Annotated in this window: 10 protein-coding genes; 3 read left to right on the forward strand and 7 right to left on the reverse strand. The window is 67.4% G+C overall.

Annotated elements, in window-relative coordinates:
• The first annotated feature begins 21 nt into the window (after window positions 1-21).
• From E4A53_RS10100 to E4A53_RS10110, 3 genes are read left to right on the forward strand one after another with little or no spacing between them, the layout of a single operon-like run.
• Window positions 22-384, forward strand: coding sequence for a DUF2147 domain-containing protein (locus E4A53_RS10100; RefSeq protein WP_239018247.1), 363 nt, complete (start codon window positions 22-24; stop codon window positions 382-384).
• Window positions 381-1,376 carry a L,D-transpeptidase gene (locus E4A53_RS10105; protein ID WP_136162984.1) on the forward strand — a complete coding sequence of 332 codons (996 nt, stop codon included), beginning with the start codon at window positions 381-383 and terminating at the stop codon, window positions 1,374-1,376. Before E4A53_RS10100 ends, E4A53_RS10105 begins: the two co-directional genes overlap by 4 nt.
• Complete coding sequence (locus tag E4A53_RS10110; protein ID WP_136162985.1) at window positions 1,373-1,987, forward strand: murein L,D-transpeptidase catalytic domain family protein; 615 nt, start codon at window positions 1,373-1,375, stop codon at window positions 1,985-1,987. Before E4A53_RS10105 ends, E4A53_RS10110 begins: the two co-directional genes overlap by 4 nt.
• Before the next feature lie 98 nt (window positions 1,988-2,085).
• Here E4A53_RS10110 and E4A53_RS10115 read toward each other — a convergent pair whose 3' ends face one another.
• The 7 genes from E4A53_RS10115 to E4A53_RS10145 form a co-directional block, all read right to left on the reverse strand.
• Window positions 2,086-4,872 carry a TonB-dependent receptor plug domain-containing protein gene (locus E4A53_RS10115; RefSeq protein ID WP_206366296.1) on the reverse strand — a complete coding sequence of 929 codons (2,787 nt, stop codon included), beginning with the start codon at window positions 4,870-4,872 and terminating at the stop codon, window positions 2,086-2,088.
• A 110-nt stretch (window positions 4,873-4,982) separates the two neighbouring features.
• Window positions 4,983-7,043 (reverse strand): c-type cytochrome, encoded by a 2,061-nt coding sequence (locus tag E4A53_RS10120; protein ID WP_136162987.1) that lies wholly within the window; start codon window positions 7,041-7,043, stop codon window positions 4,983-4,985.
• A 341-nt stretch (window positions 7,044-7,384) separates the two neighbouring features.
• Window positions 7,385-8,239 carry a 3-keto-disaccharide hydrolase gene (locus E4A53_RS10125; RefSeq protein ID WP_168694356.1) on the reverse strand — a complete coding sequence of 285 codons (855 nt, stop codon included), beginning with the start codon at window positions 8,237-8,239 and terminating at the stop codon, window positions 7,385-7,387.
• Window positions 8,240-8,304: 65 nt separating this feature from the next.
• Window positions 8,305-9,540 (reverse strand): cupin domain-containing protein, encoded by a 1,236-nt coding sequence (locus E4A53_RS14650; RefSeq protein WP_168694357.1) that lies wholly within the window; start codon window positions 9,538-9,540, stop codon window positions 8,305-8,307.
• A 29-nt stretch (window positions 9,541-9,569) separates the two neighbouring features.
• On the reverse strand, window positions 9,570-10,436 hold the full coding sequence (locus tag E4A53_RS10135; protein ID WP_136162989.1) for a phosphoenolpyruvate hydrolase family protein: 867 nt from the start codon (window positions 10,434-10,436) through the stop codon (window positions 9,570-9,572).
• A gap of 28 nt (window positions 10,437-10,464) precedes the next feature.
• The gene (locus E4A53_RS10140) at window positions 10,465-11,694 is read right to left on the reverse strand and encodes a Tm-1-like ATP-binding domain-containing protein (protein WP_136162990.1); all 1,230 of its coding nucleotides are present in this window, start codon (window positions 11,692-11,694) and stop codon (window positions 10,465-10,467) included.
• A gap of 157 nt (window positions 11,695-11,851) precedes the next feature.
• Complete coding sequence (locus E4A53_RS10145) at window positions 11,852-13,597, reverse strand: phosphoenolpyruvate hydrolase family protein (protein ID WP_206366297.1); 1,746 nt, start codon at window positions 13,595-13,597, stop codon at window positions 11,852-11,854.
• Window positions 13,598-13,750 lie beyond the last annotated feature (153 nt).

Below are 13,750 nucleotides of genomic sequence, written 5' to 3' on the forward strand. Positions count from 1 at the left end.
TGCGCGGCCCTGGCTGCGGGCATGGCCATGCCGCTGCACGCGGCGGAGGACCGCTCGATCGGCATCTGGCGCAACCCGCAGAACAGCGTCCATGTTCGCTCCGCCCCGTGCGGCGACAGCATGTGCGGCACCGTCGTCTGGGCGAATGACAAGGCGAAGGCCGACGCCCGGCGCGGCGGCACGGACACGCTGGTCGGGCTGGAGTTGTTCCGCAATTTCCGCAAGGACAAGACAGGCAACTGGCGCGGCAAGGTGTTCGTGCCGGACATCAACAAGACCTTCTCCGGCTCGATCCAGGTCATCGACCCGAACACGCTGAAGGGCAGCGGCTGCCTGATCGGCCGCGTCGGCTGCAAATCGCAGACCTGGACGCGGATCGAATGACCAGCCCCGTCGTCCTGACCCGGCGCCGGCTGGTGGCGGCGGCGCCGCTGCTGGCGCTGCTCGGCGTCGCCCCGGCGCTTGCCCAGTCGCTCGCCAGCGGCTCGATCGCCGACACGGTCCAGAAGATGAAGCCCGGCGAATATCTGTGGGCACCCGACATCGCGCCGCAGGGGCCGGTGGTGATCATCGTCAGCGTCGAAACGCAGCGCGCCTACGTCTACCGCAACGGCGTGCTGATCGGCATCTCCACCGCTTCGACCGGCAAGGCCGGGCACGAGACGCCGACCGGGGTATTCACGATCCTGCAGAAGAAGGTCGACCATAAGTCGAACCTCTACAACAACGCGCCGATGCCGTTCATGCAGCGGCTGACCTGGGACGGCATCGCCATGCACGCCGGCAACCTGCCCGGCTATCCCGCCTCGCACGGCTGCATCCGCCTGCCGCGCAAATTCGCCGAGCTGCTCTATGGCGTCACCCGCCTTGGCCTGACCGTCGTCGTCACCGACCGGGCGGAAGTGCCGCGCGTCGCGCCCGGCCCCGGCTTCCTGCAGGAGCCGGCGGGGGAAGCGCCAGACCTTGCCGGCCGCTCCTTCTGGCGGCCGGAACGGGCGCAGGACGGCCCGCTGTCGATCGTCATCAGCACCGCCGACCGGCGGATGCTGGTGTTGCGCAACGGCGTGACGATCGGGTCGGCGCCGGTAGCGATCGCCGAGGCGATCAACGGGCCACGCGCCTACACGCTGCGTGCGATCGACGCGGACGGCTTCCACTGGATGCGGCTGCTGTTGCCGGGACAAAGCGCCGACGGCGAACCGGTCGAGGTCAGCTCGGCCGAGCGCGCCCGGCTGCATCTGGCGGAGGATTTCCGCCAGGCCCTCGCCACCGCGCTGGCCCCCGGCGCCACGGTTGTGGTAACCACCGACACCTTGCAGAGCGGCGCCACCGGCAAGAAGCTGACGGTGATCGCCGGGGAGGACAAACCGGAATGACCGACAGCCTGTCGAGGCGGCAGATTTTATGGGTGGCCGCCGGGGCGGCGCTGGGCAGCGTGGCGTCGCCGGTGTTCGCCGCCTTGCCCGCCGGCGATCCGAAGGCCCTGTCCGGGCTGATAACGCGCGCGAACGCCGCGCTCGAACGGCATGGCGATCGCATCGCCGTTCGCGACCGCTTCGCCGTCGCCGATTTCTCGGCGCCGTCCTGGATGCCGCGCTTCCACCTCGTCGACCGGGCGAGCGGGCGGGTCACCCCTCTGCTCGTCGCCCATGGTCGCGGCTCGGACCCGGCGCACAGTGGCTGGGTCAGGCGGCTGTCCAACGAACCCGGCTCGCTCGCCTCCTCGGCCGGCGCCTATCTCGCCGGCGACGCCTATATCGGCAAGCACGGCCAGTCGCGGCGGCTGATCGGGCTTGATCCGACCAACGACAATGCGGAGGCGCGGGCCATCGTCGTCCACGCCGCCTGGTATGTCGGGCCGAACATGGTGCGCGATCACGGCAAGCTCGGGCGCAGCGAAGGCTGCTTCGCCTTCTCTGAAACCGATCTCGCGCTGGTCATGGATCGGCTGGCGCCCGGCACCCTGCTCTACGCCGACCGCGCCTGAGCGCTCTCTCCTTCCGCAAAAACGACGGCGCCGAAGCGCCGCCAGTGGCTGCCGGATGAAGGCGGGAGATGGCTGCCCCCACCCGGCAGGTGCCGACCCTAGAACCGCGTCCTGACCCCGATTGTGATGTACCGCCCCATCACGTCGTACAGCGCCCGCGCCGTCGGCAACTGGCTGCCCGGGTTCTGGTCGGTGACGAAGAACGGCCCCTTCTTGTTGAACAGATTGTTCACCGTCGCGAACATCTGCAGCCCGTCGCCCATTCCGCCGATATTCTTGCTGAAATTGATATCGGTGTAGAAGGCTGGCGCAATGTGGTTGTCGACATAGTACTGGATCTTCGACTTCACATAGGATCCGATCATCCGTTCCTGCACGCCGATGCTGAAACTGTCGTTGGCGTAGGTGATGCTCAGATTGCCGCGCCATTTCGGCAGCGGATAGGTCGACGACAGGAAGCCCGGCAGGTCGGACGTGCCGGCATATTCGATCAGGTCCGCCGCAGCGGTATCCTGCCGCTTGTACGAAATCAGCCGGGTGCCGAGCAGCCGCGCCGACAACGTGCCGTTGCCCACGTCGGCGCGATAGCCGAATTCGAAGTCGACGCCCTTGGTGCTGAGCACCGCGACGTTGTTGTTCACGCCGGACACTTCGACCGGAATGTTGTTGGCGTCGCGGGTGATCAGGCTGCACAGCGGGCTTTGCGGGTTCGATCCGCAGCCGAGCAGGATCTGGCTGGAGCTACCCGGCGTGCCGATCGCGTCCTTGATCTTGATCCGATAGAAATCGACCGATCCGTAGAAGCCGGCCAGCGCCTGCGGTTGCAGCACGACGCCCAGGGTCAGCGTATCGGCCTTCTCCGGCTTCAGCGCCGGATTGCCGCCGCCGCGCGTGCGCACGTCGTAGGTGCCGTTGGTCACCGGGTCGAACACCGACTGGATCAGCAGCGTCTGCCCGGCGAACAGTTCGAACAGCGAAGGCGCGCGGATGTCGCGTGACACCGCCGCGCGCAGGCGGATGTCGCTCACCGGCTCCCACACGCCGCCGAGCTTGAAGCTGTCAACGCCGCCGCTGGTCGAATAATCGGCATGGCGGAACGCGCCGTTCAGCTCCAGCATCCGGGTGAAGGGCGCATCGGCGATCAGCGGCAGCACCGCTTCAGCATACACCTCCTTCACATTGTACGATCCGTGCGCAACGCCCACGTTCGTCGATGAAAACAGCGTGCCGTTTCCGCCGCGAATGCCCTGGAAATCGACCGGAACGTCCGGGTCGCTATTGCTGGTCTGAACGATCTTCTGCTTGCGGATCTCACCACCAAAGGCGACTGTCACCGGCCCGGCCCAGGTCGAGAACAGCGAACCGCGGACGTTCAGCACGCCGCTGGTCAGCTCGTTTCTGGTCCGCCACCAGGAATCGTCCAGCACCCACTGCATCGCCGCCGGATCGCCACGCCCCATGCCGAGCACGTTCAGCGGCACGCAGTCAGCGAAGCGGCTTGGATCGACTTGAGTGATGCGGCAAACCGGCGTGCCGTTCGGGCCGGCGACCGCATCGACCGCGGCGAACAACTTGTCGCGGCGAATCTCCTGCGTGACGCTGGAAAAGCGGGATTCGCCGTAGGTGAAGGCGGTGTCCCATTTCCAGTCACCGCCCAACCCGCCGGCCGCACCGACCCGCGCGATTACCGATTTCATCTTCTGCTCGCTGGGAATGGCGCCAAGCCGCTTGGCGCGGGTGTCCCATTCGGTGAAGTGGCGGGCGATCTGGATGCTCTGCGTGCCGAGCGCCGCCAACTGTGCCGGGGTCAACTGCTGCTGCAGATAGACGTTGTCGGCATAGATCGGGATATTGGTCGTCCTGAGATTGAAATTCTCGCCGCGATTCTCGTCGGTGTTGAGGCTGGCCTGCGCGAATAGCTCCAGCCCGTCCGCTGCCTCGTAGGTCGCGCGGAAAAACGCCTGCCCGGTGCTCGATTCCGGCACCAGCGTGCAGTCGACGCACTCGTCCGGGCCGTCACTGCCCTGGCCGAAACCGGCGCGGCCGATCGCGGTGCCGGCGTTCAATGGCACCAGCGCGCCGGTCGGCAGGAACTGCAGGTTGCGCAGCGCCGCCGGGCCGGCGGTGATCAGGCCGCCGCGCGTCGTCCGGTTGGTGGTGACGCCCGGATAGTCGAGGAACGGGTTGCCGATCGTGCCGATCGCACCGGACTGCAACGACGGATCACGCGCGCCGGTCACCCACAGATCGCCGGCGCCCGAACGCGCGTTGCGGCGGGGAATGCCGTCGGTCGAATAATATTCGACGCTCGCCTGCACGCGCAGCCGGTCGTCGAACAGCGCAGTGCCGCCGGCGACGCCCAGCCGATAGGAGAAACCGTCGCCATAGGTCGACAGCCCGGCCTGTGCCAGCGCCTTCACCCCCCGGAAACGCGTGTCGGTGACGTAGTTGACCACCCCTGACACCGCATCGGATCCGTAGACTGCCGACGCGCCGCCCGTGACCGTCTCGACCCGCTGGATCAGCATCTGCGGGATGACGTTGGTGTCGACGCCGCCGTTGTTGCCACTCGGCGGCAGGCGGTAGCCATCCTGCAGGACCAGCACACGCTGCGGGCCGAGATTGCGCAGGTTCAGGTAGTTGCCGGAGCGGACACGGTTGGAGCTGACCAGCTGCGCCGTCTGCGCATTGACCGCGCCCTGAAACACCGGAAGCTGGTTCAGTCCCTCGGCAATGCCTCCCGGCGCGTTGGCGGCCAGCGATTCCGTCGTGGCGACGGTCAGCGGCGTCGGCGCACGTGTACCGTCCGAAACGACGCGTGATCCGGTGACGACGATCGCTTCGTCCGCGCCGCTCTCGCCGGCAACCGACGGCGCCTGCGCCATTGCGATAGAGCTGGCCCCGAACAACAGGCAGGCCATTGAGAATGTTGCACGCGACATGATGTTCCCTCCGCAGCTTTTTAATATTTTAAGTGATTACAGTGTATTATGCTCTATTTTTCTTCTTGTGATTTAAGATACTCCGCCACTGCATCGATTTGTTCGGCGCTCATCCCGGCGGCCAGTGGCTGCATCGTCCCGGTGGTCATCGCCGTGATCAGATGCGGCTTGGGCAGGCTGGCGATCGCCGCCTTGGGCGGCGCTTCCGACACGTTGGATTCGTGGCAGGCGGCACAGCGTCCGGCGAACAGCGCCTTGCCCTGTGCGACCTTGCCCACCGGCTGGGCCGGCGCCGGCGTGGGCGTCGCAGTCGGCCGCGGGCGCGGTTTGGCGGATTTCGGCAGCAGGCCGAACGCCTGGACGCGGTCGGTGCCGACCAGCACCAGGCCGTTAACCACCGCCGGCTCGTTATACTTGCCGCTCGGGTACAGCTCGCCCGGCGCGGTCTTCCACAACAGCTTCAACGTCGTCGCATCGAAGGCGTAGAGCGTCGGGCGCGGCGCATCGGCGGTGTCCAGCTTGGTCAGCCGCGGCGCGTTCGGGTCCATCACCCAGACGATGGCGTCCTTGCCGCCATTACTGCTCACCGTCGGCGAGCCGGGGTTGAAGAAGGTCTGGGTCATCTCCCGCGCCGCGATGCGGGGAAAGGCCGGCTTGCCCGGCGCGGTCATGATCCGCACCTTGATCAGCCCCGGCGGCACCGGCGTCGAATAGTCCTGCCCCGCCTTGCTGCTGCCGGTGGCGAAGATGAAATGCTGCTTGCCGTCGGAAAAATAGGCGGCGGTCGACCGGCTCTTGGCCGAATTCATCATGCCGATATCGTCGGAATAAGGGCCGAACAGGTTGATCGGCCCGCGCGTGCCGAACTGCGGCTGCGGTTCCGGGTCGACCAGCGACGTGTCGGTTTCCGGATCGGTACTGCACGGGTGGCGCTTGACCAGGTCGCCGGGCATATGATCCCGGTCCAGCATGTAGAAATTGCCCTGCTTGCCGCCACCCAGCACCATTAGCCGCGGCGTCGCGGTTTCCGACGCCGGCAGGTCGACGACGATCGTGCCACTGCTGCCCAGATCGATGTCGTTGGCGGCCACCTGGCAGTAATTGAACGGCGTATATGTGCCGGTCAGCGTAAAGCCCTTGGCCGGGTCGTCGCGCAGCTGGATGATAGACTGGCCCCAGCTATGCGGGCTGTCCGGGTAGACGCCGGGAATGCCCGCCTTCAGTCGCACCGCCATCAGGTAGCTGGCGCCGGTGGCGATATGCACCCGCCCCTGCTTGTCGATCGACGGGCCGCCGGACGCCCACATGCCGCCCTGCAACTGGTCGCTGACCGGCGTCGTCGAGAACGCGGAGGCCACCTTGGCGTTGCGGGTATCGATGCTGACTACCCAGCCGCTCTGCCCGTCTTTGCCGAACGCCATGTACAGGCGGCTCTTGTCCGGGCTCAGGTTCAGCGCGCCGCGCTGCCAGTGTTTCAGGGTCGACGGAAACTGGTTGGTGCCGTTGCGGGTCACGCCCGGCCGGTTGACGGTGGCGGCGTCGACAGTCAGCGGCCAGCCACGCACATCCTCGCCGGTCCTGACGTCGAGCGCGTGCATCTGCCACTGGCGATCCAGGTCGCAGGAACTGACGTAGATGCGGTTCTGGTCGCGGTCGATAACCGGGGTGCTGAGCACGCCGATCAACTCCAGCGTCCCTTCGCACGGCTTCAACGCCAGCCGCTTGCGCCACAGGATGGTGCCCGGCGCCACGCCCTTATGGGCGGCGGTGCTGATCGCATAGGCGTAGCCGTTGGTCGTCGCGACATAGGCGACGGAGAATCGGCCGCGGTGCTGGCCGGCGGCGATCTTCACCGAATCCAGATAAAGCGGCGACGCCTGCAGCCGCGGCGGCCGCCCCTCGAAACTGTCCAGTTCCGGCGATTCCCACAACAGGCCGAACCGGTCGCCGGCCACCGCCGCCGGCGTCAGCACCGTCTCATGCGGGTTCCAGCCGGTCCGCTGGGCATCATAATGGTATGTCAGCTTGTCGACACGGCCGGGCGCCTCGCCGTCGCCCAGCATCGAGCATGCGGACAACAGGGCGATCGCGGCGAACAGTGGCAGTGTCTTCATCGTCCTCTCCAGGGTCTGCAGGGCAGCCCGTGACCCGGCACCGAAACCGTCGGGCCGGCCGTTAATTGTCTTGTTGGAGCGAGGAAGCGGCACGCGCGTGGCCTAATGTCAGGTACCCTGCTCGTCGCCGCCGGCCGCGCGGCCCGGCGGCTGCGGCGCAGCCGCAACGCTCGGGAATCCGCGGGTTCGGTTCCTCCTCACCCTGTTCCATTCCGGTTCAGCAAATTACGTGCCAAGTCCGAAACCACGCATTTCGGCGGCGGCGGTGCGCCGGGCGGCCTGCCCCCGGCGCAGAATTGTTACCCAATGGTAACAGCCACTGCCAAACTACACAGCACCCCCTATTCGGGCAGCGGCGTGTCGGGCGTCTTGACCCGCGTCGAGTCCTTGTAGGTCCGGCGCGGCTCGGGCGCCGGAACCGGGTTGGAAATGAACCGGCCGCTGATATCCGGGAAACTGTCGAGCGGCTTGATGACGATGTCCTTGAACTGGACATAGCTCGGCTTGGATATGTGGAGCTGGAGGCCGATCAGCCCATCCCTGGGGCTGAGCGGATCGTTGATCGTCGCATCGATCGCCAGATACCCGTTGACCGCCTGGACGACGCGGTTGCCGTGGACGATCACCACGCCCTCGTTCCACGCCTCGCCGGTCGGCTTCACCGCCTTCAATATCGCCTCGCGCGGGTTGACCATCTCGGTCACGCTACGGACGATCCGCCCGGTGCCGCCGCCGCCGGACTGGATCCGGGTGACCTCCGCCCGCTGGCCGAGCAGCACCATTTCCTGCCGGTCGCCCAGCTCGTCATACAGCATCGCGAACCGGTCGATGTCCTTGGTGATCGGCGTCACATTGGCCTGCATTCCGGCCATCGCGAAATTGCCGGGCACCTGGCCGCTGCGGAACTGGATACCGGAATTGCCGAAATCATTGGCGAAGCGATATTTGAACCGCAGCTCGAAATTGGGAAATTCCCGCTCCAGGATCAGATAGGTATTCTTGTCGATCAGCTGTTCCGAACCGCCGGTGATCGCCCCGTCGCGCACCGACCACAACGTCATGTCGCCACGCCAGCCGCTCAGTGTCTTGCCGTCGAACAGCGAAATGAAACCATCCGGCACCGCTGCCGGTGCCTTCGCCACGGCCGGACCGGCCAAGGCGATAAGAACCGCGCCGATCGCTGCGGTTGCACCCATTCGTTTCATGTTACGCTCCCTTTCAGACTGGCCTTTGCTTCTGCCGTTCCCGGCGGCGCCCGGCGTCATTCGCCGATCGCCACGCGGTCGGCGGAGTTGAACGACACCATCAACACCGCATCCTCGGTGCCGATGTTGCGCGCATTGTGGATGGTGCCCTCCGGGATCATCACCGTGTCGCCGGCGCGCATCTCGTATTCCTTGTCACCGACCCGATGCATGATCCGGCCCTGCACGACGTAGAGCACCTCGTCGCAATTCGGGTGCCAGTGCGGTGGGTTTGCGTCGCCGGGGCGGATCGTCGCGCGGCCGGTCGTCAGATGGGACGCGTTGCCCAGCGAACGATGGGCGAACCACTCCAGCTGGCCCCACGGCGTCTTTTCGACGGTGACCTCGCTGCCCGCGCGGACGATCAGCTGCGGCTCGGGCGGCGGTGCGACACCGGGCGCCGGCGCCTCCGGCAGGGCCGCGGTCACCCCGCCGTCCGGTACCGTGTTGCCGCTGCTCCACAGGATCGCGTTCAGCACCATCCGCCGCACCTGCGGCTGGTCGAGGAAGGCGAGGAAATGGCCGCCGGCAAAGCCGAACGACCGGCCGCCGCCGGGCCGCTCATAAGCCCAGGCGGCGACGCCGGGCCGCGCATCCTCGTAAACCGGGGCGCCGCCCTGGTACTGGACATGGGCGCGGGCGCTGAGGATTGGGGTCACCCCGGCGGCGCGGAAATCGATCGCCGCGTAATATTCGTCGAGATGGTCGAAATCGCCGACCCCTTTCGCGACCGGATGCGCCTCGCCAACGACGGCGACCGGGGCGATTTCGATCGACCAGCCGCCGCCGGCCGCGCGCGAGGCGCCCAGCCAGTTCTGCGTCGCGGCCGCCTGCCCGGCATCGGCGACGGTCATCGCCTGGTGCAGCGCGACCAGCCCGACGCCGCGCGCCGCCAGTCGATCCATCTGCCCGCGGGCGGCAGGGCTGAACAGCGAGCCACCGTCGCGGTTCTCGCCCTGCGGCGCCTGATAGAGGACGACGACGCTGGCATCGTCGATCTCGGCCGGGTCGCGGGGAAAGCCGCCGGGATAGGTGCGGATAACCGGGTTCAGCTTCGCGAAATCGGGCGATGCCTTGATCAGCCGCTCCAGCTTGATCACCCCGTTGGGAAAGTCATGCTGCCCCTGGTCGGCCCCCTGCCGCTCGCCGCCGATCAGCACGATCGTCGGTGCGCCCGCCGTGCGAGCAGCCGATGGTGCTGCAAGCAGGGCGATCGCCGCCACCGGCGACAGGATGCGGCATAGTCGAGTCATGGTTCTTCTCTCCTCCATTCCGGCGGCGCTCATCGTGCCGCCGCCCGGGCGGCGCCCGCGCCGGCGCGGCTCAGCGTCAAGCTGGTGAAGCGCCCGACCTGCTCGGTGATCGCGATTTCCGCTGGCAGCCGCTCCATCGACGTCGCGCCGAAGAAGCCGTCGACCTCCGGACAGGCTTGGAGCACGAAGGCGACGTCCTCGGGCGAGGAGATCGGCCCGCCGTGGCACAAGGCGATGATGTCCGGCCGCTCGCTGCGCGCCGCGTCGACGATGGTCCGTACCGTCCGCGCCGCAACGTCCAGCGTCATCGCGGTCTTGGCGCCGATGCGCCCGCCGGTGGTCAGGCCCATATGGGCGACGACGATGTCGGCGCCCGCCCGCGCCATCTGCCGCGCCTGCTCGGCGTCGAAGACATAGGGGGTGGTCAGCAACCCCGCTTCATGGGCGCGGGCGATCAGCGTCACCTCCTTGTCGAAACTCATGCCCGTCTCTTCCAGGTTCAGCCGGAATGATCCGTCGATCAACCCAACGGTCGGGAAGTTCTGGACACCGGCGAAGCCCATGCTGATGATTTCGCGCAGGAACTGGTCGGTCAGCAGGAACGGATCGGTGCCGTTGACCCCGGCCAGCACCGGCGTGCGCTCGACGATGGTCAGCACCTCCCGGCCCATCTCGAGGACGATCTCATTGGCGTTTCCATAGGCCAGCAGCCCGCTCAGCGAGCCGCGCCCGGCCATGCGGAACCGGCCGGAATTATAGATGATCAGCAGGTCGGCGCCGCCGTCCTCGGCGCATTTCGCGGAAATGCCGGTGCCGGCCCCGCTGCCGATGATCGGCTTGCCGGCGGCGATCTTCTCGCGGAACCCGTTGACAATATCTTCGCGCTTCCAGTTCATGTGACCTCCGGGTGGAAATGATGTGATGTCAGCGCGCCAGCCGCCGATAGGCATCGACGACAGCCTGCGCGAAAGCGGGGTCGTTGATGTGCAGCGGGTGGCGGGTGATCGTGCGGTTCGGCCCCTGCGCCACGCTCGCCTCAAGCGTGGCGAACAGCGCGGCATCGGCCTCGGGGTCGTGGAACGGGTTGCCGGGCCGGTCCAGCTCGGACACCCCGCCCTCGGGGATCAGCAGGACAAAGCCGGCATCGGGATAGGCGTTCAGCTTGCCGGCGATCCAGCGCGCGCAAGCGATATTCTCGTCGACGCTGGTCCGCATCAGCGTGATGCTGGCGTTGTGGACGTGCAGCCGGCGCTCGCGAAACTGCGCGGGCACGCTGTCGAGCGGCCCGAAATTGACCATGTCGAGCGCGCCGAGCGACAGCACATAGGGCAAGCGGCGGTCCAGCATCCGTTCGAACCGGTCCGGCCCGCAGGGAAAGATGCCGCCGACGATTTCGTCCGCCACCTCGGTCGTGGTGATGTCGAGCACCCCGTCGAGCAGGCCGCTGGCGACCAGGTCCTCCATCGCCCGCCCGCCGGCGCCGGTGGCGTGGAAGGTCAGGACGTCCGCCCCCTCCCCCTCCAGCATGGCACGCACGCTCGTGACACAGGGCGTCGTCACGCCGAACATGGTGACGCCGATCGCCGCCGCGCCGCCGTCGTCGCGCTGTTCGGGCCGTGCTCGCACCGCGCCAGCAATCGCCCCAGCCGCGTTGCGGAACACCTGCCGCGACACCCGGTTCAGCCCGGCGACGTCAACCACCGACGGCATCAGCATGATATCGCTGGTGCCGATATAGCTGCTGGTGTCGCCGCTCGCGACGGTGCTCACCATCACCTTGGGGAAACCGACCGGCAGCGCCTGCATCGCCCGCGCGATCATCGACGTGCCGCCGGTGCCGCCAAGGCCGATCACCCCGGCGCATCGCCCCGCCGCCACTGCCTCGCCAAGGAAGCCGCGCAGCGCAAGGCTCATCGCGGTGACCGCGCTGCCGCGGTCGCTATGCGCCAGCACCGCCGGCGCCCCGTCCGGATGGTGGCGGGCAACGGCGGCTCGGTCGATATCCGCTTCGCCGCCCGGCGGCGCCAGCGTGCCGACGTCGACCAGCATGGCCGCCTCGCCACATGCCGCGATCGCGTCGGCCACGAAGCGCGCTTCGCTGAACTTGGTGTCCAGCGTCGCCACCACATAGATCGGCCGCGGCCTCGCCATCATGCCTCCTCCCTTTCGCCTTTGCCCAGGGAACCAGCAATAAGCGTGCCACCAGCCAGAACGCCGCAACTCAAGACATTGCACCACCGCTGCGGCGTTACCCTGTTACCGATGCCGGGTCAGGGTTACACCGGTGCGCCAGTAACGGCCGCCGGCGGCGTCATTTCCCGTCGCCGCGCGTCAACTTGGCGTACAGGGTTTTTCGGCTGATCCCCAGCGCCGCCGCCGCGACGCTCTTGTTGCCGTTGGCTCGTTCCAGCGCCGCTTCGATGTCGCGCACGCCGATCCGCCGGGCATTGGCGATCGGCGACAACTCGGCGCCGCCGCTGTCCGGGTGGAAATGGATGCCACGGAGGACCGGCCCGTCCTCCAGGATTGCGGCGCGGGCAATCACCTGCATCAATTCACGGATATTGCCGGGCCAGCTGTGCCGCGCCAGCTTGCGTTCGAACCGTTCGTCGATCGACAGCGCCGGAATACCCAATTCAGCCGCCGTCTTGCGCAGGAATGTGCTGACCAGATCGGGAATGTCGTCGGTCCGCTCGCGCAGCGGCGGCACCGCCAGGGTGACGGTGCTCAGCCGGTAATACAGGTCGGACCGGAACTTGCCCTCCTGCACCAGCCGGGCAAGCGACTGGTTGGTCGCGGCGATCACCCGCACGTTCAGCGGGATCGGGTTGTCGCCGCCGACCCGCACCACCTCGCGCTGCTGGAGCACACGCAGCAGCGCGACCTGCGCCGCCGGGCTGAGATCGGCGATCTCGTCGAGCAGCAGGGTACCGCGATTGGCCAGCTCGAACTTGCCGATGCGCCGCCGGTCGGCGCCGGTAAACGATCCGCGCTCGTGACCGAACAGCTCGCTCTCCAGCAACCCGGCCGGGATCGCGCCGCAATTCAGGGTGATGAACGCCTGCTTGGAGCGCGGGCTGATCTGGTGGATCAGCGCCGCCGCCATTTCCTTGCCGACGCCGGTCTCGCCCTCGATGACGACGTTGACGTCGAACGGCGCAACCCGCTCGATCGTCGCCATCATCTCGCGGCAGGCGTCGGAGCGGCCGACGATCTCGTGGCGCTTGGGGTGCTCCAGGTCCGGCCCGGTCGCCCGCAACGCTTTGCAACGCCGCACGAAGTTGGAGGTGATCGCCTGCACCGGCAACCGCTCGAACACCGATCCGCCGGCGATGCCGTCGATCCGCGCCTGCTGGAACAGCGTGCTGAAATCGTCGACATCGGTGAACGGCCCGCCATAGACGAGGCAGAGCGGCCGCGACGGCAGCGCCTGCAGTACCTCGATCATCTCGTTGATATAGCCGATCGCGCTTTGCAGCGCGTCGCGCCGGTCACCGAGCGCAAAGCGCACCGGGGTCAGGCCTGCGTTGACGATATAGGCGTCGACCTCGACCTCTGCAAACCGGTGCAGGTCGGCCTCGCTCAGCACGAAGGCAAACGTTGCCAGTCCCTTCTCCCCGGCGCGGCGCAGCAGGTCCACCTCGCTGGCGATACCCAGCCCCTCCTCCTCCAGCGCCAGCCGGATCTGCCCGTCGACGAAGCCGGCGGTCGGCCAGTTGGTCACCCCCTGCACGCCGATCGCGCGCAGGTGGTCGAGCTGGCGGTCGAGGTCGATCGCCGGGTCGCTCGCCATCACTCCGGCGACGACCGGCAGGCCGCCGGCGTTGGGCAGGATGTGGCGCCGCAGCAGATCCTCGGTCTGCTCGTTGGCGTTGCCGTAGGCGAGCATTGATGCCAGCGATCCGCAGCCGACACTGCGGTACAACCCGGCGTTCAGCGCCAGCAGCAGGTCCGCGCCCGCGTCGACCGCATATTGCGAAATCTGGCCGGTCCCGGCGGAAACGGCGACGATCGGCGACGCATTGCCGTCCCGCTGCTGCGCCAGGCGCTTGACCATTTCATGCATGGAACGAACCGGGCATTGCGTATGACACTGATACTCTTTCGCTGGCCGATTGCCGCCTCCGGCAGGTCCGGCGGCGCGCTGGCGGCCGATCGGCGCCGCACGGATCATGTTCGATACGGCTTTCCCCACACCACGGATGCCCGG

The organism is Sphingomonas flavalba (genome assembly GCF_004796535.1).
In the GTDB taxonomy this organism is placed as follows: domain Bacteria; phylum Pseudomonadota; class Alphaproteobacteria; order Sphingomonadales; family Sphingomonadaceae; genus Sphingomonas_L; species Sphingomonas_L flavalba.